Raw genomic sequence first — 21,695 nt, 5'->3', positions numbered from 1 at the left:
CCATGGAATTGGGATTCCTACTGGGTTCTCTGGTCAAAATCATTGCCATTATCGCCTACCTGTACGGACTCATGTGGCTTCTCGCCCGCCCATCTATCTGGATCAAAATTGCCGGCCTGGTGGGGGCATTTGGCATTGTGCAATTGGCCTTAACAGATATCAATGGGTTCCGTTTACTCAACAACTTTGACAGCGGTTTGCTCTTCCAGGCCTCTGCAATGACCATGGTGGCACTGGGGCTGAATCTGATCTACGGCTTCAACGGCCAGTTCAGCCTGGGGCAATGGGGCTTCTATGGAATTGGTGCGTACGCCGCAGCCGATATTACCTATCGCTGGATTAACGGAGATGCACGAGGGTTGTTAGTCCTGGGGCTGGGCGCTTTAATCGGCACTCTGACCCTGCTTGGAATCAATAAATGGCTTCAGCGTTTTCGAGGCATTCCGGTCCTTTCATCGTTCACCCTTTACCTGATCGGCGCTTTGATCACCGGAGCCGCTGCTGTTTATCTGGGCAATCAACTAAACCCCTTGCTGACCCCACTCTTGGGCTCAGTGGCCGAGCCGGGCCCTCTCAATTCTCCCGTGGCGCAGCAGGTCATTTACTTCCTGGCGGTCATCCTGGCTGGAATTTTTGCCGCCCAAATCTCGTTTCTTTTTGGCCTACCCGTGCTAACGCTGGGAAGCGATTATTTTGGCATCGCTACTCTGGGGTTTACCATTGTGGTCAACACCTTAATGATAAATTCCGATACCATCCTGCCTTTCCCTGAGATGAAAGGTGGGCGAGGTATGATCGGAATTCCCAAACTGACCACCTGGTTCTCGGCATTCTTCTTCATGATGGCAGTGATCATCATTATGCGCAACCTTGTTCATTCCAGCACGGGCCGTTCCATCGTCGCTGTACGCGAAGACGAAATCGCGGCCAAAGCCATGGGAATTGACGTGGCTGGCGCCAAGTTGATGTCTTTTGTAGTCGGCAGTTTCTTCGCCGGAATCGGAGGGGCAGTATATGCCCACTACATTGGATTCCTGAGCCCAGGCACCTTCAACTTCCTGGCTGGTTTCAACCCTCTTATTATTGTGGTGTTTGGCGGTTTAGGGAGCATGACCGGAACCATTGCCGCGTCCTTTGGTTGGATCTTCTTCCTCGAAGGTATGCTGCGCGTGCTGTTGAGCCAAATGGGTACCGAGGCACCCACGTGGCGCTTTGTTCTTTACCCAATCACTCTGCTTCTCTTGATGCTCATTCGCCCGCAGGGGTTGTTCGGATCCATTGAATGGGGCTTTCTCAAAGGACCTGAGTTTATTACCGCCCCACGCCAACAGCCTGAACCCGCTCATAAGAGCGCAATCTGAGAGGAGCACCCATGGAGACCTCCGCAACCTCGACTTCTCCCACTGTGCTTGAAATTCGCGGTCTGACGAAATTCTTCGGCGGCCTAGCAGCGGTACGTAATTTCGACCTGACCCTGAAACACGGTGAACTGGTGGGTTTGATCGGCCCCAACGGTGCCGGGAAAACCACGGTGTTTAATATGATTACGGGATTGTATGTGCCCACCAGCGGAGAGATTTTCTTCAACGGGACTAACATCGTTGGTCTGGAACCTCATGAGATTACCCGCATGGGCATAGCACGAACCTTTCAGAATATTCGCCTGTTCCCCAACCTCACGGTTCTGGATAATGTGCGCATTGCATACCACCCTCACTGCGGCTACACGCTGAGCGATGGCTTGCTACGCACCTCGCGTTTTAATATTAAGGAAAAAGAATTGACCGAACAGGCATTGGATTTCCTCAGCATCTTTCAGCTCGACCGAATTTACAACGAGACCGCCAAAAATCTACCCTACGGTGAACAACGTCGGGTCGAAATTGCACGAGCATTGGCCTGTAACCCCAAACTTTTGCTCCTGGATGAGCCCGCCGCCGGTATGAACCCGCGCGAGATTATTGAACTCATGGATCTGATCCACTTTATCCGCGAGCGCTTCAATCTGACCATCTTGCTCATCGAACATCAAATGCGCGTGGTCATGGGCATCTGTGAGTGGATCACAGTGATGGACTTTGGCCAGGTAATCGCCCGAGGAACCCCCAAGGAAATTCAAGAGAACCCGCTGGTCATCGAAGCCTACCTGGGGAAAGGAGTGACCCATGCTGCTTGAAGTCCATAATCTAAATGTGTACTACGGCGCCATTCACGCCCTCCAGGGAATCTCTTTTCATGTGGAGGAAGGAGAAATCGTTACCCTCATTGGCGCTAATGGCGCTGGAAAATCCACTACTCTGCGCACCATTTCCGGACTTTTGCGCACCCGTACCGGTTATATTCGTTACAAAGGGCGAGATATTACCAATACCCCTGCCCAAGAAATTGTCAAGATGGGCATCAGCCACGTACCGGAGGGGCGCAAAATTTTCGCTCCCCTGACAGTACGTGAAAATCTGCTCATGGGGGCCTACACCCGCAATGACCCCAATGAGATTCAACGCACCATGGAACGGGTCTTCGCTTCCTTCCCACGCCTCAAAGAGCGCATTAACCAACTCGGGGGAACCCTCTCGGGTGGCGAGCAACAAATGCTTGCCATGGGGCGCGGTCTCATGAGCCGCCCCACCCTTTTGCTCCTCGACGAACCCTCCATGGGGCTCAGTCCAATCCTGGTAGAAGAGATTTTCCGCATCATCCAGGAAATTAACCAACAGGGCACCAGCATCCTCCTAGTAGAACAAAATGCTCACATGGCATTATCCATCGCGCACCGGGCTTACGTGCTTGAAACAGGGCGAATCGTGCTTTCAGGCACAGCCAAGGAAGTAGCAGAAAACCCGATGGTCAAAGCCGCTTACTTGGGCGTGTAAGACTCTCACTTTTTATGGGGTTCCAACCCTCCTACCTCAAACTCCTGGAGAGTGGCGAACTCAAACGACGCGTTGAAACTGCTTACGCTCACCTGGAAGCCTGCGATCTATGCGCCTGGAAGTGCAGAGTTAATCGTCGCGCAGGTCAGTTAGGGGTTTGCCGAACCGGGGAAAAAGCCAAAATCAGCAGTTACGGCCCGCATTTCGGTGAAGAAGCCCCGCTACGAGGCTGGCGGGGTTCGGGAACCATCTTTTTTACCCATTGCAATCTTCGCTGTCAGTACTGTCAGAATTACGAAATCAGCCAGACCGATGCCGGGGTTGAGGTCGAACCGGAAGAACTGGCGGAAATTATGCTCCGCTTGCAACATTTGGGCTGTCACAATATAAACCTGGTCTCACCCAGCCACGTGGTCGCCCAAATTCTAGCCGCCGTGCTGATCGCGGCTCAAGCCGGTCTACGTATCCCCCTGGTTTACAACACCGGAGGTTACGACTCCATGGAAAGCTTGCAACTGCTTGATGGGGTGGTTGATATCTACATGCCGGATATGAAGTACGCCGACGCCGAAATTGCCAAGCGCTACTCCCGTATTCCAAATTACCCCCAGATCAACCAGGCAGCCGTGCGAGAAATGCATCGCCAGGTTGGAGATTTGCAACTGGATGAAAATGGCTTGGCGACGCGTGGATTATTGGTTCGCCACCTTGTCTTGCCCAACCATCTGGCTGGAACCGAAGCCATTGTTCGCTTCCTGGCTCAGGAGATCTCGCCTCACACTTATCTGAATATAATGGAACAGTACTACCCCACTTACCGAGCCCACTGGTACCCGGAAATCAACCGGCGCATTACCCCCGAAGAGTATCGCCAAGCCGTCGAAGCCGCCCACCAAGCAGGTTTATATCGGCTGGACCGATGAACCGGCTTACATCTCCGATCATCCTTCGGACTGGGCAACCAGAATGAGACTGCTACGCGCGGCTAAGGTATAGGTGTCCCCCTTGATTGAGGGTGCCTGGCGCAGATCATAAATATCCTCGGGGCTGGGCAAACTGGTATCTACCAACCGATACCAGCATTGCCCTGAGGGCAACAAAGGCAGTTCAAAAGTTAAAGGCTCCCAATAGGCATTGAAAGCCACATAGACATGCTCTCCGGCTTCAGCGCAGCATAATTCGATTGCCAGTGAATGGGAAATGCTCCGCCAATCAGGGTGATTACGCTTTACTCCATGCCAGGCAATACGTGGGGTGTTCTCACCCGGTTTGCGGGCCCAAAAAGATTCCTCGCGGAATATGTGGTAGGACTGGGTGAAGGCCAGCAACGTCTGGACAAACCGCCACAGTCCCTTTTCGCGCTCCAATAACCCCCAATCCAGCCAGGAAATTTCGTTATCTTGACAATAGGCATTATTGTTTCCCTGCTGAGTACGCCGGACCTCATCCCCCATTAAGAGCATTGGTGTTCCCTGCGCAACCAGTAACGCCACCAGAAAATTGCGGATCTGCCGCTGACGCAATCTTTCGACCTCAGGGTCTTCGCTCGGGCCCTCAATGCCACAATTCCAGGAATAATTTTCCTCAACCCCGTCCCGATTATCTTCAAGGTTTGCCTCATTATGCTTCTGGTTATATGAAACCAGGTCGTTCAAAGTAAAACCATCATGACAAGTGACGAAGTTAATGCTTCGATTAGGCTCACGATCAGGCTGACGGAATAAATCGGGGCTGCCGATCAGTCGGTTTGCGAAATCCCAAACCATGCTCTCATCCCCTCGTATGAAACGACGCACATCGTCTCGAAAGCGCGCATTCCATTCAGCCCAGCGATGTCCAATGAACGTTCCCACCTGATAGAGACCGGTTGCATCCCAGGCTTCAGCAATGATCTTGGTTCCAGCCAATACGGGGTCGGTTTCAATCTCCCAGAGGATGGGGGGATTTTTAAGCAATTGCCCATCCTCATCCCGCGCCATCACTGAAGCAAGATCAAAACGGAAGCCATCCACATGCATCACCTGCACCCAATAGCGTAAGGCATCCAGGATCAAACGTCTTACTATAGAATTATTGGTATTCAAGGTATTTCCGCACCCGCTGAAGTTCAAATAACGAGAGGGGTCACGAGGATCAAGCATGTAATAAATGCGGTTTTCAAGCCCCTTAAAGCCCAGAGTTGGCCCTCGATGATCTCCCTCAGCCGTATGATTGAAAACCACATCGAGAATGACCTCAATTCCTGCCCGATGCAGGGCTTTGACCATATCGCGGAACTCATCTACTGGGCCTAAGATATCCTGACGCGAACTATAACCTCGATGAGGAGCAAAAAAGGCGATTGGGCTATATCCCCAGTAATTGGTCAACCCCGGGGGCGCATCTTGTTCATCGAACTGTTGTACCGGCATCAGTTCTACTGAGGTGATGCCCAAAGACTTGAGGTAAGGAATTTTTTCGATCAGGCCTGCATATGTGCCCCGCTTCTCCTTAGCAACTCCAGAGGAAGGATGGCGCGTAAAACCGCCCACATGGAGTTCGTAGATTACCGTCTGGGCGTAAGGTAAACGCAGGTGCTCATCCCCCTCCCAATTGTAGCCACGAGGATCCATCACCGCACATTTCATCAGGTGTCCCCAGTCGCTTCCGGGTTGCAGCGCAGCTTCACGGCGGTAGTTTTCTGTATTGACAATCACACGAGCATAAGGATCCAACAAGAGCTTGCTGGGATCAAAACGAAGACCACGTTCCGGATCATGAGGACCGTACACACGGTAGGCATAAATTTGCCCCGCACCAATCCCACTGATATATACGTGCCAGTAGGCAAAGGTCCGATGCTCGTCAGGATTCAAGCGGATCACATGCTGAGGTTCAGAATCCTCTGGATTCTCAAAGAGGAGCAGATCTACCCTCTCACTGTTCATGGAAAAGAGGGAAAAATTGACACCGCCATCGTGGATCGTAGCGCCTAAGGGGTAACTATGACCGCGATACACTCTTATTTGGGACATTGCACCTCTCCGGCACGAGCAAACAGGATTACAATCAAAATATCTTTCTTAGGAAGAAGAATTTTTTAGGAGCAAGACTCATGGAATATCGTTTTTTAGGCAAAACAGGTGTCAAGGTTTCAAAGTTATGCTTTGGTACGATGTCGTTCGGTCATGAAGCCGACGAAGCGACAGCGGCTGCCATGTATCAACGGTGTCGCGATGCAGGCATTAATTTCTTCGACTCAGCCAATATTTACGCCGGCGGCCAATCCGAGATCATCCTCGGACGCCTGATCGCCGGCCATCGCGATGAAGTGATTATAACAAGCAAAGCCTTTTTCCCCACAGGCCCTGATGTTAACGCACGCGGCGCTTCGCGCAGACATTTGAGGCACGCCGTAGAAGCCAGCCTCAGGCGGCTTAGCACCGATTATATTGATATTTACTACATCCATCATTTTGATGACTTCACCGATCTTGAGGAAACTCTGCGTGGATTGGAGGACCTGGTGCGCCAGGGCAAAATTCTCTATCCCGCTGCCAGCAATTTTGCTGCCTGGCAAATTGAAAAAGCCCTGGGGATCGCCCAACATCACGGCTGGACGCCTTTCGCCTGCATTCAGCCCATGTACAATCTGGTCAAACGTCAGGCAGAGGTGGAAATCCTGCCCATGGCTCAGGCAGAGGGGCTCGGGGTAGTGCCCTACAGCCCGCTTGGAGGTGGCTTGCTGAGCGGAAAATACGGTGTGAATCGCCAACCTGAAAAAGGTCGGCTTGTTGAGAACACCATGTATCGAACCCGCTATGGGGAACCCTGGATGTACGAAGTTGCCGAACGATTCACCCGGTTTTCCCAGGAGCATGGCTATGAACCGGCCCCTCTGGCCATTGCCTGGGTCGCCAGCCACCCCGCTGTAACCGCCCCAATCATTGGCGCCCGGAACCTAGAACAGCTGGAAGGGGTCCTAAAAGCTCTGGAAATCCCCATGACACCTGACCTGCGAGAAAAAATATCCTCACTCTCGCCTGAGCCACCACCTGCCACGGATCGCTCGGAAGAACGTACACCTTATAGCATGGTGTCTCGTTAATGCGGGACGCTGTTGCCTGGGTATTGGTACAGGGATTTTTAGGGGTTAAAATAGAACAATAAGATAATAATGGTAATACCCCGTAAAGCAAGCGATGGTTAAAGTAACCGTAACCCCGGTCAAAGAAATCCGCCCTCGCCTAGAGGATGAGTTCAATCCAGGCGAATTCATCCCACGCACCCCGGCAATTGCCGAAGCCTACGCATGGGGACGCGAATTACATAAAGGGCAGTGTCGCCTGAGTGGGGAACCCTACTTTGAAACCCATTGCGTGTGGGTAGGCGCATTTCTGGATAAACTCATCGGCCGCGAAGCCTGGACCATTGCCGGCTTGCTTCACGACGCCGTGGAAGACCAGGGCGAAACATTAGATGCTATTCGAGCACGCTTCCCCGGTCCGTTGGGCGAAGAAGTTGCCTACATTGTAGACGGAGTCACCAAGATCAGCACGCCGCGCGATGGGCGAACCCGCGAGATCGAAACGCTACGCAAACTGGCTCAATTCCGTGATCCCGGAGTCTTCCTGGTCAAACTGGCAGATAAAAGCCATAACTTGCTAACGCTTCACTACATGCCAGAGCACAAACGCCAGCAGAAAGCCCTTGAGGTCATCCGCGCTTACGGCAAGCTGGCGGGCATTTTGAACTGTTATCGCTGGCGGCGCTGGCTGGAAGACTTAGCATTCCCCTATGCAGACCCCGAAACCTACTCTTTTGTCAAAGAGAAAATTGATGCCGATCCCCGCCTAGATCTCTCCTTCATTAACCCGATGATGGAGCAACTGGGCAACTTGATGGAAGAAAGCGGCATCAGCGGCAGTGTGGAACTTACCGTCAATGGTTATTGGCAAACCTGGCAGAAACTGCGCCGTATGGCACGGGCACGGCGTGCTTCGATGGATTCATTTGCAGCAGTTAATGACCTGGTTTCCTTCCGATTGGTTGTAGACAGCGAAGATGAAACCCAATGTTATGCCCTTCTCCCCAAGGTCAACCGGTTCCTCGGCCCTTATTTAGACCAGAATCGTTTTGATGACTACATCGCCTGCCCGCAAAACGGCTACCGTGCTCTTCAGGTTACTGCCTGGCTGCCCGATCTAGGGGCTATTGAGGTTGCTATCGCCACCCGTGATATGGAGGGTGAGAACCACTGGGGGGTCGTTTATGCCCTACAACAAGGAAAGGACATTAGTCAATACCGCCCCATTGAAATCTTCACCCCCAGCGGGAGTGCGCGTTTCCTGCCCGAAGGTTCCACGGTCCTGGATGCCATTGCTTCTATTCAGCAAGAATTTCTCCTGGATAAAATCAGCGCCGTCAAGGTGAACGGTAACTTGGCGCGATTATCCGACCACATTCAACCCGGTGACATAGTGGAAGTGATAACCGGGAGCAACCGCTTAGCCCCCTCTGAGGAATGGCTGGCATTTAGCAATCCATCCACCGCTCGCCTGCTGCGGAGTGTCCTGGTAACGGAAGCCCTCAAGCGCAGTGCTGAAAAGGGGCGCCAAATCGCCAAGCAATTGCCCAAAGAGCGAGGACTACTGGCGCTTGAGGATGTTCAGGCCCTGGAGCCAACGCGGGTGGATAATCTTCTGGAACAATTGGCATGTGCAAGCCTGGAAGACTTCTATGCTGCGCTGGGAAGTGGTGCCATCCGCCAGCAGGAAGTCTCTCAAACCCTGGATAGTGTTGGTATCACCAATGACACCCTCCGTTGGACCACCATTCAAATGATAGGCAGTGCACGGGCCAATCGTCCCGGGACACTGGCGCGCCTTGCAAGTCTGGTTTCACAAGCCGGTGGGAATATTCTACGTTCGGTGAACAATACGCTTCCAGATGGCCGTTTTTCGTTACGGCTGGTAGTGAGCAATCTATCACCCGAACAGTGTGAACCCCTCTATCAGGCTTATATTCACTGTGGCGTTGAACTAGAATCCATTGAAATTACCTAGGTTATGGTATAATTTTCAAAATTCATGCCCCCCATAAATGCATGAAATCTAGAACGGAGTAAAAAATTGAATCCCTCAGCAAAACCCACCCAAATCGCCGATGACGTCGTGGTCTCCCTGGCATATACGCTCAGCGTCAACGGCACTGTTGTGGACTCTTCGGATGAGTCGAATCCGGTCGTTTTTCTTCAGGGCTACGGCAACATCATCCCTGGCCTCGAGCGCGAACTCTACGGTCTGCACGTTGGCGATGAAAAACACATCGTTGTCCAACCTCGTGATGGGTATGGTGAAATTGACCCCGATGCCGTCATGCGCATCCCTAAAGAGGAATTTCCTCCCCAGATCCCCCTGGTCACAGGCGTGGAACTTGAAGTACGTGACATGGAAGGTAATATCCTGCATGCTACCATCGTAGGGGTTGATGACGAAGCCGTTACTCTTGACTTCAACCACCCGCTGGCTGGTCAGGAACTGGTCTTCGACGTCAAGGTTGTTGATCTGCGCCAGGCCACCGAAGAAGAACTGCGCCACGGCCACGTTCACGAAGAGGGCATGGAAGAAGAGGAAGAATTCCTCCCCGGCGACGAGGAGGAATAATTCTCGTCCGCCTGCCAACCCAAACCGCTGCGGCGTACCCGCAGCGGTTTTCTATTGGACTAAAAGCCCAGGGGTATTCTGGTATAATCCAATCGCAGCCAATCCCTGCCTTAAGACTTCACACAGTATGCGCTTCTTGCCCACATCAATCCCCGATGTTATTCTGATCGAGCCCGAGGTATTCAGCGACTCGCGCGGTTTTTTTATGGAGATCTTCCAGGCTCGTAAGTTCGCCGAGGCAGGTCTGCCCACCCATTTCGTTCAGGACAACCACTCGGGGTCACATCGTGGAATCCTGCGCGGTCTCCATTATCAGATTCAGAACCCGCAGGGCAAGCTGGTAAGGGCCATTACCGGCACCATCTTTGACGTGGCAGTGGATCTGCGAAAAAGTTCTCCTACTTTTGGAAAATGGGTAGGGGTGATTCTCTCGGCAGAAAATCACCTCCAAATTTGGATCCCTCCTGGTTTTGCACATGGCTTTTATGTGCTGAGCGATTGGGCGGAGGTGCACTATAAAACCACCGACTTTTACAATCCTCGTGGGGAGCGCACTCTCCGCTGGGATGATCCTCACATTGGAATTGACTGGCCTCTGATAGAGCACCAACCCCCTTTGCTTTCTGAGAAGGACGCCCAGGGCAAGTACCTTTCTGAAGCCGAGTTATTTGATTGAATTTCGTGGAGTGCCTATGCAACGCGTATTGGTCACAGGTGGTGCAGGGTTTATCGGATCCAACTTTGTGCGTTATCTTCTCCAACACGAACCCGAGGTATTGGTAATCAATTTGGATCTCCTAACCTATGCGGGCAGTCTGGAAAATCTGCGCCACTTGCCCGATGAACAGAGACATATCTTCGTCCGTGGAGATATTTGCGACGCCGATTTGGTCTATCGCTTATTCATCCAATACGAAATTGACACTGTGGTGCATTTTGCAGCCGAGTCCCATGTAGACCGTTCCATCCTTGGCCCGGCTCAATTTATCCAAACCAATATTGTAGGCACATTCACTCTGCTGGAAGCGGCTCGCAAAGCCTGGATAGAAGATAAAATGGTACCGCTTGAGCAGTGTCGTTTTCACCATGTCTCAACGGATGAAGTATTTGGCTCACTTGAACCCCACGAGCCACCCTTCCGCGAAACCAATCCCTACGCGCCGAATTCTCCCTATTCCGCATCGAAGGCAGCCAGCGATCATCTGGTGCGTGCCTATGCTCATACCTATGGACTCCCAGTGACAATCACCAACTGTTCCAACAATTATGGGCCTTATCAGTTCCCGGAGAAACTCATCCCGCTGATGATCTTAAATGCACTCCAGGGGAAACCCCTACCTGTTTATGGAGATGGTCAGCAGATTCGGGATTGGTTGTACGTTGAAGATCACTGTGAGGCCATCCTGGGGGTGTTAAAGCGAGGCCGCTTGGGGGAAACTTATAACATCGGTGGCAACAATCAGCCCACCAACCTTTACATTGTGCACACCATCTGCGATCTGCTGGACGAACTCCGTCCCGAATCCCCTCACCGTCCGCATCGCAACCTGATCCGCTTTGTTGCCGACCGGCCCGGCCATGATCGGCGCTACGCTATGGATATTACCAAAATTCGACAGGAACTCGGATGGCAACCACGTGAAACCCTGGAGAGCGGCCTGCGAAAAACTGTCCTATGGTATCTGAGTAATTTGGAGTGGGTCTCATCCATCTTGAAGCGCCCTGACTTCCAGGCCTGGCTAGAAAACAACTACGCCTCACGAGGAGTTCAAACATGAAAGGGATCATTCTGGCAGGTGGTAAAGGTACCCGCCTTTATCCAATCACTCGGGCAATCAGCAAGCAAATTCTTCCCGTTTACAACAAACCAATGATTTACTATCCCCTCTCCATGCTGATGCTGGCCGGGATTCGCGATATTCTTATCATCAGCACCCCCCAAGATCTCCCCCTATTCGAGCGACTGCTTGGCGAAGGTCATCAATGGGGGTTACGCTTCCAATATGCAGAACAACCCGAACCACGTGGCCTGGCCGAGGCATTTCTCATCGGGCGCCATTTTATTGCTGGGGAACCCTGCGCACTCATCCTTGGCGATAACATCTTCTACGGGCGCGGACTGGCGCGTTTGCTCCAGAGCGCCGCCCAGGTGCAGGAGGGAGCGGTTATCTTCGCCTACCCGGTTAACGATCCTACTCGCTATGGAGTGGTTGAAATTGGTCCTGACGGACGCGCCCTAAGCATCGAGGAAAAACCCAAGAAGCCTCGTTCAAATCTCGCAGTTCCGGGCATTTATTTTTACGATCACCACGTGGTAGAGTATGCCGAAGGTTTGCACCCCTCTCAACGTGGTGAATTGGAAATCACAGATTTGAACCGCATTTACCTTGAAAAAGGCCAGCTCAGGGTCGAGATTCTGGGGCGCGGGATTGCCTGGCTGGACGCCGGCACGCATGAGGCCCTCCTTCAGGCCAGCAACTTCGTCCAGACCGTTGAGGAACGGCAGGGTCTGATGATCTCCTGCCCCGAGGAGATTGCCTATCGTATGGGCTATATTACCGCCGAACAGCTCCGTGAGCAGGCCCTGAGCATGGCAAATAACGGATACGGGGCCTATCTGCTTCGACTTCTCGAGGAGACCCCCTGGTAAATATGCGCATTTTGCTCCTTGGCCATTTAGGGCAATTGGGTTGGGAGGCGCGGCGTTCTCTGGCCTGCCTGGGTGATATCATTGCCCTGGATTATCCTCAAATTGATTTGAGCCAGCCCCACACCTTGCCGCCGCTCATCCGAGAGATAAAGCCTCATGTGATTTACAATGCCACGGCCTACACCGCAGTTGATAAAGCCGAGCAAGAGCACCACCTGGCCGAGCAGATTAACGCCGTGGCACCCGGCGTACTGGCTGAGTGCGCTTGCGAAATTCGCGCGGTTTTGATCCACTTTTCTACAGATTACGTCTTTGACGGAACCAAGGGTAGCCCATATACCGAAGACGACATCCCCAACCCCCTGAATGTTTACGGAAAGACAAAGTGGCTGGGAGAACAGGCCATCCAGGCTGTGGATAACGCGTACTTGATTTTTCGAACCAGTTGGGTTTATAGCCTGCGCCGGGATAGCTTTGTCACCAAAGTGCTGGAGTGGAGCCGCAAACAAGAGGTGCTTCGCGTGGTGGATGATCAGATTGGGAACCCTACCTGGGCGCGGATGCTAGCCGAGGTAACGGCAAACCTTTTGGCCTCTCATCGTCACGACCCATATGCTCAACTATACGAAAAACGTGGGCTTTATCATCTGGCCGGTAAAGGCTGGGCTAGCCGGTTTGAGTGGGCACAGGCAATCCTAGCCTCTGATCCGCAACGCGAAGAACAAATCACCCGCCAACTTTTGCCTGCGCGAACGGAGGAGTTTCCGACCCCGGCTCAGCGCCCCCTTTTCTCTGCCCTCGATTGTAACCGTTTTGAACAGAAGTTTGGCTTATGTCTACCCCCCTGGCGTGAAGCACTTATCCTGGCCATGCAACGCTAAAGGAATGGGTATGCGTGCCCCTTCTGACTCCCCACCTGCCCTCTCCACCCAAACCGAACTCCTGCGCGTGCTTCGCTGGTGGTGGGTTATCGTGTTGGTCTCGCTTTTAGGAGCGTTTAGCGGCTGGCTGGCTCACGCCATTAAACCCCCTGTTTACGAGGCCCAGGCTGTTTTCAGTGCCGCCATTGATTACACGCGTACCGGTCTGATGACCCAGTTTGAGGAGGATCAAGCCCTTAATGCCGTAGGACACCTTATTGCCTCAAACGAAGTGCTTGAACGTATGGTAGCCAAGGGCCAAGAAGAGGGGCTTGCTCTCACCGTGCCGGACTTGCGACGCATGGGCACCGTGGAACGCCAGGTGGACGCCTTCATTCTTCGCTTGCGCACCTCCGACCCACAGGAAGCAGCCCGACTGGCCAATTTATGGGCAGAGGAAGCCAATGCAGTTCTCACCGAGGCGCAGGCCCATGCTTTGAAGGCGGCCAGCCTTACGCAATATATGCAATCGGTTGAAAAATGCCTTCAACGTGCGGTAGGGGTGGCACCGGCCCCCTCATTTTGCCCCCACCAATCTTTGGAAGATCTGCAGACTCTGCTTGCTACCACTGGTCAGCAACTTCAGGCCGAACGCCAGGCTAGCCGCAATCTTTTCCCGGGATTGTCTGTCCAATGGGTTGAGTCGGCCTCCCCCCCGCTCCGACCCGTTCAGTACGGACGCAACGATCTCATGCTGGCCGGTGCACTCATTGGCTGGGTAATTGGGCTTGCACTGGTGGAAACTTTGCCCATTTTCCACCCCTCGCGGTCACAAAGATGAGCACCAAAAATTGGTACCTGAGCCTCCAGTATATCCTATGGGGAAGTGTGGGGTTACTGCTCCCTCTCACCAGTTTTCCTCTGATTGCACAGCGTTTCAACATCCATTCGGTTGCCCCAGCCGCTGCTCTTCCTCTGGTCGGCTTGCTTTTGGTGTGGTATCTGCCCCATCTTGTCTCACCCGACGGACACCTCCCCTCTCAGACAATCCCTCTCTTGGTCTTCGCTGGAATAGCCGTGCTTTCATCGTTGTTTGCCTTTCTAATTCCCTTTCCACCCTTCCGCTCAGCCAACGTGTGGAACAATATCCGGGAAGGACTGCTAACTCTGGGGGTAGGGGGGGCTTTCTATGTATTAACCGCCACCTGGATCAATTCATCCAAACGGCTGATGTTCGTTTTACGTGTTATTCACATCGGCGGGATTGTCATCATACTTTGGTCGTTCTGGCAGGCCGTGACCTGGTATACCCGTCAGGGCTACCCAACCTGGATGTTTGTCCTTCAGTCCTATCTGACGTCTAACGGCCGCCTCTTTGACCAACGCGTCACCGGGTTGGCTTTTGAGCCCTCGTGGCTTGCCCACCAGTTAAATTTGCTTTATCTGCCCCTCTGGCTGGCCACAACTCTCCAACGCACCACAGTTTTCCGCTTCCGCGTTCTCGGCCTCAGCCTGGAAAATCTTTGCCTACTGGGCGGCGGAGCCGTGCTGTTCCTCTCTTTTTCTCGAGTGGGGTGGTTGGCTTTTCTGTGCACGCTTGCCTACCTGATTCTGCGAGCCAACCTTACCTTGATACGCTGGTCACGCGACCAGATCCAGAAGCACCTGCACCTGAACCTGGCCCGCTGGATCATGGAACGTGCCATTCCACTGGGATTGGCTTTCGTTCTGGTTGCGGCTTACGCGGGTCTTTTCCTGGGCGCTGGCTTTGTCCTCAGCCGCCTGGATCCGCGTATGCGGGATCTCTTTCGCTTCGAGTTTGTGCGCACAGAAGGGGTGGTCGGCTACGCCAACCGTCTGGTCTTTGCCGAACGGTTGGTGTACTGGCAGACCGGTTACCGTATCTTCGCCGATTATCCCTGGCTGGGCGTTGGATTGGGCAATGCGGGCTATTTCTTCCCTCAAAAAATGGTGACCTTTGGCTGGGCTCTCACTGAGGTGCAGGATCTGATGTTCCGCAAGCCTTTCATCCCCAACACGAAGAGTCTATGGGTACGTTTGCTGACCGAAACCGGGGTTATAGGTTTTGTCACTTTCTTAACCTGGCTCTACGTGATTTGGGTAACCGCGCGCTCGCTGGGGCGCGCCCCTGATCTCCACCAGCGCACGCTGGGTTGGGCAGCTATGCTTGGACTGATTGCCCTCGTTATTGAGGGGTTTAGTGTAGATACCTTTGCCTTGCCCTATTTCTGGACCCTCTTCGGACTGGCTACCGCCGCCGCATCTTTACCGCTCTCACCCAATAGCGCTCCCGCTTCACCGGAACGAGAAACATCCCCAGAAGCCTGAAAGCGATCCCACAGCCATCCCCCCACCAGAATCAACCCTGCACCCACTACAATCGCTCCAATCATGATCCAAAAGGGCAAACGTGGAAGGATGCGATAAGTACGGCTGACATACCACTCAGTAAAAAAGGCCAGCCCCACCCCTTCCACAGCAAACCAGCGCCATAACCAGGGATCGCGCGCCTCACGAGCAAGGTAATAGACCCAGGCCACTAGCATAGCCAGCACAGGTAATAGCATCGTGCGGTAGCGTGGATTGTCCCACAGATCCCCTCCGGCACGAAGCGAAGCCAGGATCACCCATCCCCAGGCTACGCCGATCAACCAAAGCAAGTGGAATTTCCAGGAACGCCCGGGCTGATGCCGTAAAGCCCACGGAGCATAAAAAAGCACCGGTAAAATCGCATACCACCCAAGCGCTCTCGAGGTACTGATGACATTCCAGATCGGTAATGAAGGGTCAAAAATGGCTCCAGGCAACACCGGCTGGAACAAACCATAACCCACAATGAAAGGCAATTCAAGCGCGGAGGGCAGTTCCCCAAGTAACTTTTGAACCCAACCAGAGCCCCGCTGAGTGAGGTAAGCATCCCACGCAGCAACTCGCTGTAACCACCCTCCAAAGGCTATCAGCCCTAGCAAACCAAAAATAGCCAGCCCAGCCCCTACCCACTGCCAGGGCCGTTTAATCTTGATCTGCCCCAAGTAAAGAAGCAAACTTCCGCCGAGAATCACAAATAACCAGACACTCACTGCTAGCCAGGAGAAGAGGAACATTAAGACAAGCGCCGCCCCACCCCATCCCAGGCGCGCTTTCAAACTCACAGGCTCGCGTTCCAAAAACGCCCACAACATCACCGCCCCCAGAGCAATTAAGAAGGGATCACGCATTTGCGAGGCGCCCAAGAAAACCGCCTCAGGATAAAACGCTAACAATCCAACGGCCAGGTATCGAGCCTTTCGGAAGGGCTCCCGATTCAGCGCGCGGGCCAGGAAAGGTGCTCCAACTGCGCCAGCCCAAGCCGTTAGAATCAGGATCAACCAGGGACGGTGTTGGTCTGGGCTCAGATAGCGATAGATCAACGCGCTTAGCATCAGCATTCCCCCATATTGATCCGAGACATAGCGTCCACCCAAGGCCGAGAGAACTGGTGCAGAGGAAGTCGCCACTTCCCAAGCCTGCTGGTCGCGTTTAAACGCATCATAGTAAAGGTAGCCCCGGTTCTGTTGGGGAGTGTCATATCCCCATTCTGGCAACGCAAGGGCTAAACCCAACCCCAAAATCAGACGCAGTAGAAATGCCCCACTAATGATCCAGCCCAACCACCGGCCGTGTCCACCCCACCTCCATACGCCAAGGAGACTCCCTAAAGCCAGAACTAGCAACACGCCCGCGGCGATTACACCTTGGAAAGTTACCCTCCCTTCCATTAGGCAAGTGATTGCAACAGCCAACCCCAACGCCACACCAATTACAGCCAACAGGGCATAGAGAAATGTTATCCGGGGTTTCACAGGTCACCTGCCTCCATGAAACTCGTTTGATCCAAGGTCCATCCCGCCAGAATGCGTTGCGCCCGTGCTACCCAGGTGTAGCGAGCCGCATCCGTCCGAGCCTGCTCCCCGAGTGTGCGACACATCTCCGGATGCGCGGCTAAATCATCCAGCGCCTGTACCCAGGCATCCACCTCTTCAGGAGGGCAAAAACGGGCATTTTTATCGTTTAGCACCTCATGCAGCACAGGCAGATCACTGGTCAGAATAGCCCTTCCACACGCCAGGTATTCAAACATTTTCATCGGGCTACAGATGTCAGCGGAATTTCCCCCGCTGCTCCCGGCTACCGCCCGTTCATAAGGCATCAACAGCACTTCTCCGGCGGCCTGATAAAGGGGTAAAAGACGATTTTCCACAAACCCGGTCAGAATTACGTTCTGAAGCCCCTGCTCAGCCACCACTCTTCGCCAGTGAGCCACCGCTTCCTCTCGGCCACCCACCCAGAGGAACTGAATGTGAGGTAAACGACGCGCCATCTCCAAAAGCAACCCCATACCTCGTCCAGGATAAAAGTGCCCGCTATACACCGCGGTAAAGCACTCAGTCAGCCCCAACTGACAACGCGCTTCGGGCGGAGCAGGCAAATCCTGGTAACGCTCCAGATCCACCCCATTGGGGGCAATGACCGCCTGAGCCTCTGGAATGGCCAGACCCCATTCTTCCCGCAACACCCAATAGAGGGCCCGCGTAATCACGGCAAACCGCTTTTTGCCTTTTGCTTGAACGATCTGGCGGAGTAAGCGAGGGCCAAATCTTCCGCTTGGGCGATCGTGAATCTCGAGCACCAAGGGGCGCCCGGCCCACAAAGCCAGGAGCCCCACTTGGGGCATCCAGGTGTAGATCAGGTCAGGCGACCAGGCCAATACCTGAGGCCAGGCTTTTGCAACAAAATCATAACGCTTAAGCGCCGGATGGGCTGCTACCCAGTTTATGTGAAACGCATCGCGCAGACCATAATGCGCTGCCAGTTGAGGCCAGGCAGCATGCATACTTCCCGGCACCCACAGCCTAACTAAATGCCCTAACTGCACCAGCGCCTGGCACATTTTCATTACTTGGATGCTATTGGCCGTACTAGAAGGGATCTGAGAGGTGCTAAGACAAGCGATCCGCATCCACCACCTCAAGACCGGCTCGTTCTGCTCGCAAGAGTTCCTGACTGCCCCGCCAGATAATTATCGCCACTGAGATAATGAAATAACCGCTCAAAAGCAGCGCCAGCGCAATGACCCCAAAGGATTTGACAAGAACAAACATGAGCACCATCTTTACGGCTCCCACAAGCATCGTGATCACCAGAGGGTCATTGGGTTTTCCCAGCGCCAGCAACAGGGGACGATTCCAATACAGAATGTTGGCGAAACCGTACCCGGCTAGAAGCACCAGGATGAGAGGAAAAGCTGGCAAATAGGCGCCACCCTTGAACCAGGTCAGAAACCATGGTCCAAGCACGATCAGCCCAACCCCCACAATCGCTGTCCAGGCCAGAGCCATCAGGCTGGTACGCCGTAAGAGCGACCGTAAGGTTCCCCACGACCGTTGAGACACCGCACGGGTAATCTCGGGATAAGTGGTTTGAATAAATGGAAGGATGGGCAACATCAAGACATTCATGAGAGCCAGGGCAAATTTATAATACCCCGCCTCTAAACTGCTCAGGAAGAATCCCGCCCATAGCACCTCGCTATCCCGGATGAGCATGTTAACGGTACCACTCAGGTTCGTGCTAATTGCAAAACGTCCGAGCGCAGTCTTTTCCGGCACCTGGCGCAGGGGGACCCGCCACCAACCCGATCCCAGCATCCTCCTCGCCGATTGCCATCCCTCCCCCAGCATAAACAGCCCAAACACCAACTTGCCCATCAAGTAAGCCAGCATCACCTCAAACACGCCCCAATGCATGAAATAAGCCAGGGTGATGCCAGCCGCGGTGACAATGTTCTGCACCAGTGTGATTGTAGCCTGCGCGCGAAAGCGCCCCGCAATCTGAAGCATGGCCGTTGAGGTCTCGGTGAAGAGGTTACCCAACAGCGCCAGCCCATAGAGAGGAATCCAGGGCAAGGCCACCGGGTCTTTAATGAGCCATTCCACGGCTAAAGGCGAGATAAAGACAAGCAATAAAAAGGCAATAATCGAACTTACCCCCTCGGTGATAGCCGCGAGTTTCACCACCCCTGCGGCCAGGTCTCGTCGCTCCTGGCTAAGGTACTGGTTCACATAGCGGATGACCGGTTCTCCCATGCGAAATGAGAGTAAACGGTTCACATTAGAGGCAAATGCAATAACCAACCCCAGGACCCCATATTGGGTTGGACCTAGCAAATAAGCCGCCAACAACCCCTGATAAAGGCTTAGCCCCAAACTTATGGTATTACCGCTGAAAAGGTACGCAGTATTGCGCACAACCTGGCGCAACAGGCGATCTTCCTTCCAGTTAGTCCACAGGTAGGCAACTCGCTTCATATAGTTTTGATCTGGCTGGCCCACGTCCGTTCCGCCAGGTACCACTGGACCAGGCGCTGAAGTCCCTCTTCCAGGGTTATTTGGGGCTCCCAACCGAGGAGGGTGCGCGCCTTAGTGATATCAGCCCATGTCGCAGGCATATCCACTGCCTGAGGAGGATGATAATCAATCTGCGCGGAGCGTCCTAACGCCTTTTCCAAGATGCGAATGGCTTCCATCATAGTATGAGGCTGATCACTCCCCAGATTGATCACCTCAAACCCCATTGGTTTCAACCCCAGAAGGGTACCTCGGGCAATATCATCCACGTAAGTAAAATCACGCGAGAAACTGCCATCTCCATACAGATGCAAAGGACGCCCTTCAGCAATCCACTGGCAAAAACGGAACAGGCTCATGTCCGGGCGTCCTGCTGGCCCGTAGACCGTGAAATACCGGAAAACGGTTACATCCAGCCCATATAGATGATGGTAGGTGTAACACAGCGTTTCCGCCGCCTTTTTGCTTGCTGCATATGGTGAGAGAGGATGACTGGTATCGGCGTCCTCGCGGAAAGGCATCGGATTTAGAATGCCGTACAAACTCGAGGTCGAGGCCAGGACGAATTTCACCACCCCAAACCGGCGGCTGGCTTCAAGCAAATTCAACGTCCCGGTGACATTAGTCTCAAAATAAATCCACGGGTTTACCACACTATAGGGTACACCAGCCCGCGCTGCCAGGTTGATGACGGCCTCAAAAGGAGCATAACGGGCAAATAACTGCTCGACCGCTTCGCGATCCCGGATGTCGAGTTGGAGAAAATGGAAATTAGGCCGACCCCTCAAATGCTCCAACCGCCAGTGCTTCAGGCGGACATCGTAAGCATCGTTGAGGTTATCCACCCCAACCACCTCTGCCCCGTCTTCAAGCAAGTAGTGCCCCACCCTGGCGCCTATGAAGCCAGCAGTCCCAGTTAGCAGGTAACGCTTCATAAGCGGACCACCTTGGGATTGTTACGCCCCAGTTTGCCCAGGGCATTTCGCGTGTCCACGATCAACCGGGCAGCCTCAAGGATGGCCGGGTAGTCGTATTTACTGTGGTTGGTGATGATTACCACACAATCTGCCCCCCGCACGGCTTCCATGAGATCCGGGACCGATTCCATGCTCAGTTCGTCCTGTTGGATGACCGGAATATAGGGGTCATGATAAGACACAACGGCACCCTTCTCACGCAAGAGATGAATAACATCAAGTGCGGGTGATTCACGTAGATCGTCAATATCCGCTTTATAGGCTGCGCCCAGGACCAGGATATTGCTTCCCTTTACCGGTTTGCCTTGTTGGTTCAGGGCATCTTGGACTTTGCCCACTACAAAGCGGGGCATATAGGTATTGATCTCCGAGGCAAGATCAATAAACCGCGCCGTATACTTCACCGAACGCAACTTCCACGAAAGATACAATGGATCAATAGGAATACAATGTCCCCCTAACCCAGGCCCGGGAGTAAACTTCATAAACCCAAAAGGTTTGGTGGCTGCGGCTTCAATCACTTCCCACACATCAATTTTGAGACGGTCGCACATGATCGCCAGTTCGTTGACCAGCCCAATATTAATCATGCGAAAAGTGTTCTCCAGAAGTTTGGTCATCTCGGCCACTTCGGTCGAGGAGACTGGCACCACCGTTTGAATGGCCTGTTGATACCAGGCCGTGGATACCTCACAGCAGGCAGGGGTAATCCCGCCAATAACCTTGGGGGTATTGTAAGTGGTCCAGTCCTTGCGCCCCGGGTCAACCCGCTCAGGTGAAAACGCCAGGAAGAAGTCCTTTCCTACTTCCAGGCCGCTCCGCTCTGTCAGTATTGGTAGAACCAGTTCACGTGTTGTTCCCGGATATGTGCTGGATTCCAGCACCACCACCATGCCGGGGTGAAGATATGGCGCCAGGCTTTCCGCAGCGCTGACAATGTAAGAAAGATCAGGATCACCGGTTTTGCGGAGTGGGGTCGGCACACAAATCGAAACAGCATCAATATCTTGCAACACAGCATAATCGGTGGTGCCTCGCAACCGCCCCTGGCCGACCAATGCACGCACCTGCTCGGAAGAAACATCCAGGATATAACTCTCTCCTCGATTCAAAGCCTCCATTTTGGATGCGATCGGGTCAATGCCCGTCACATCAAAACCGGCTTCAGCGAAGACGACCGCCAGCGGGAGGCCCACATAGCCCATGCCTACCACAGCCACGCGTGCCTGCCGGGTAGTCAGTCTTTCTACCAATTCACCACGATAATCGCGTTCCATTTACTTT

Annotated in this window: 19 protein-coding genes; 13 read left to right on the top strand and 6 right to left on the bottom strand. The window is 53.5% G+C overall.

Translation table 11 applies throughout. The features are described from left to right. The first annotated feature begins 2 nt into the window (after positions 1 to 2). From SE15_RS12460 to SE15_RS12445, 4 genes are read left to right on the top strand one after another with little or no spacing between them, the layout of a single operon-like run. The gene (locus SE15_RS12460; protein WP_054522424.1) at positions 3 to 1,361 is read left to right on the top strand and encodes a branched-chain amino acid ABC transporter permease; all 1,359 of its coding nucleotides are present in this window, start codon (positions 3 to 5) and stop codon (positions 1,359 to 1,361) included. Between the two features lie 11 nt (positions 1,362 to 1,372). Next, the gene (locus tag SE15_RS12455; protein WP_054522423.1) at positions 1,373 to 2,176 is read left to right on the top strand and encodes an ABC transporter ATP-binding protein; all 804 of its coding nucleotides are present in this window, start codon (positions 1,373 to 1,375) and stop codon (positions 2,174 to 2,176) included. Continuing rightward, a complete protein-coding gene (locus SE15_RS12450; protein WP_054522507.1) occupies positions 2,169 to 2,873 on the top strand; it encodes an ABC transporter ATP-binding protein in 705 nt (234 codons plus the stop codon). The genes SE15_RS12455 and SE15_RS12450 overlap by 8 nt, the downstream gene beginning before the upstream one ends. A gap of 14 nt (positions 2,874 to 2,887) precedes the next feature. Continuing rightward, a complete protein-coding gene (locus tag SE15_RS12445; protein ID WP_054522422.1) occupies positions 2,888 to 3,796 on the top strand; it encodes a radical SAM protein in 909 nt (302 codons plus the stop codon). Between the two features lie 18 nt (positions 3,797 to 3,814). Here the strand turns inward: SE15_RS12445 and glgX are convergent, their stop codons facing one another. Further along, positions 3,815 to 5,887 carry a glycogen debranching protein GlgX gene (glgX, locus tag SE15_RS12440; protein WP_054522421.1) on the bottom strand — a complete coding sequence of 691 codons (2,073 nt, stop codon included), beginning with the start codon at positions 5,885 to 5,887 and terminating at the stop codon, positions 3,815 to 3,817. 80 nt (positions 5,888 to 5,967) lie between these two features. Between glgX and SE15_RS12435 the strand changes: the two genes are divergently transcribed. The 9 genes from SE15_RS12435 (at position 5,968) to SE15_RS12395 (ending at position 15,376) form a co-directional block, all read left to right on the top strand. Continuing rightward, a complete protein-coding gene (locus tag SE15_RS12435) occupies positions 5,968 to 6,960 on the top strand; it encodes an aldo/keto reductase (protein WP_054522420.1) in 993 nt (330 codons plus the stop codon). A gap of 94 nt (positions 6,961 to 7,054) precedes the next feature. Further along, positions 7,055 to 8,917: an HD domain-containing protein gene (locus SE15_RS12430; RefSeq protein ID WP_054522419.1), complete on the top strand. Its 1,863-nt coding sequence runs from the start codon at positions 7,055 to 7,057 to the stop codon at positions 8,915 to 8,917. A 66-nt stretch (positions 8,918 to 8,983) separates the two neighbouring features. Continuing rightward, positions 8,984 to 9,517, top strand: coding sequence for an FKBP-type peptidyl-prolyl cis-trans isomerase (locus tag SE15_RS12425; RefSeq protein WP_054522418.1), 534 nt, complete (start codon positions 8,984 to 8,986; stop codon positions 9,515 to 9,517). A 127-nt stretch (positions 9,518 to 9,644) separates the two neighbouring features. Continuing rightward, positions 9,645 to 10,193: a dTDP-4-dehydrorhamnose 3,5-epimerase gene (gene rfbC, locus SE15_RS12420; protein WP_054522417.1), complete on the top strand. Its 549-nt coding sequence runs from the start codon at positions 9,645 to 9,647 to the stop codon at positions 10,191 to 10,193. 16 nt (positions 10,194 to 10,209) lie between these two features. Beyond that, entirely contained in the window at positions 10,210 to 11,295 is a 1,086-nt protein-coding gene (gene rfbB / locus SE15_RS12415) for a dTDP-glucose 4,6-dehydratase (RefSeq protein ID WP_054522416.1), read from the top strand. After that, positions 11,292 to 12,167 (top strand): glucose-1-phosphate thymidylyltransferase RfbA, encoded by an 876-nt coding sequence (gene rfbA, locus SE15_RS12410; protein WP_054522415.1) that lies wholly within the window; start codon positions 11,292 to 11,294, stop codon positions 12,165 to 12,167. Before rfbB ends, rfbA begins: the two co-directional genes overlap by 4 nt. A 2-nt stretch (positions 12,168 to 12,169) precedes the next feature. Continuing rightward, a complete protein-coding gene (rfbD, locus tag SE15_RS12405; protein ID WP_054522414.1) occupies positions 12,170 to 13,048 on the top strand; it encodes a dTDP-4-dehydrorhamnose reductase in 879 nt (292 codons plus the stop codon). 10 nt (positions 13,049 to 13,058) lie between these two features. Next, on the top strand, positions 13,059 to 13,868 hold the full coding sequence (locus SE15_RS12400; RefSeq protein WP_054522413.1) for a YveK family protein: 810 nt from the start codon (positions 13,059 to 13,061) through the stop codon (positions 13,866 to 13,868). Then, entirely contained in the window at positions 13,865 to 15,376 is a 1,512-nt protein-coding gene (locus SE15_RS12395) for an O-antigen ligase family protein (protein WP_054522412.1), read from the top strand. Before SE15_RS12400 ends, SE15_RS12395 begins: the two co-directional genes overlap by 4 nt. On the opposite strand, the gene SE15_RS12390 is transcribed toward SE15_RS12395, so the two are convergent. Genes SE15_RS12390 through SE15_RS12370 form a run of 5 tightly spaced genes read right to left on the bottom strand, consistent with a single transcriptional unit; the run spans position 15,271 to position 21,688 of the window. Then, a complete protein-coding gene (locus tag SE15_RS12390) occupies positions 15,271 to 16,890 on the bottom strand; it encodes a hypothetical protein (protein ID WP_054522411.1) in 1,620 nt (539 codons plus the stop codon). The genes SE15_RS12395 and SE15_RS12390 overlap by 106 nt on opposite strands. After that, a complete protein-coding gene (locus SE15_RS12385) occupies positions 16,887 to 18,047 on the bottom strand; it encodes a glycosyltransferase (protein ID WP_083461923.1) in 1,161 nt (386 codons plus the stop codon). Before SE15_RS12385 ends, SE15_RS12390 begins: the two co-directional genes overlap by 4 nt. Then, positions 18,028 to 19,395 (bottom strand): lipopolysaccharide biosynthesis protein, encoded by a 1,368-nt coding sequence (locus SE15_RS12380; protein ID WP_054522409.1) that lies wholly within the window; start codon positions 19,393 to 19,395, stop codon positions 18,028 to 18,030. The genes SE15_RS12385 and SE15_RS12380 overlap by 20 nt, the downstream gene beginning before the upstream one ends. After that, complete coding sequence (locus SE15_RS12375) at positions 19,392 to 20,369, bottom strand: SDR family NAD(P)-dependent oxidoreductase (RefSeq protein ID WP_054522408.1); 978 nt, start codon at positions 20,367 to 20,369, stop codon at positions 19,392 to 19,394. The genes SE15_RS12380 and SE15_RS12375 overlap by 4 nt, the downstream gene beginning before the upstream one ends. Next, positions 20,366 to 21,688 carry a nucleotide sugar dehydrogenase gene (locus SE15_RS12370; RefSeq protein WP_054522407.1) on the bottom strand — a complete coding sequence of 441 codons (1,323 nt, stop codon included), beginning with the start codon at positions 21,686 to 21,688 and terminating at the stop codon, positions 20,366 to 20,368. The genes SE15_RS12375 and SE15_RS12370 overlap by 4 nt, the downstream gene beginning before the upstream one ends. Between the last annotated feature and the right edge of the window lie 7 nt (positions 21,689 to 21,695).

This window comes from Thermanaerothrix daxensis (genome assembly GCF_001306145.1).
Classification (GTDB): domain Bacteria; phylum Chloroflexota; class Anaerolineae; order Anaerolineales; family Anaerolineaceae; genus Thermanaerothrix; species Thermanaerothrix daxensis.
Note: the sequence above shows the minus strand (reverse complement) of the source record. Positions and strands in the feature narration are given on the sequence as shown.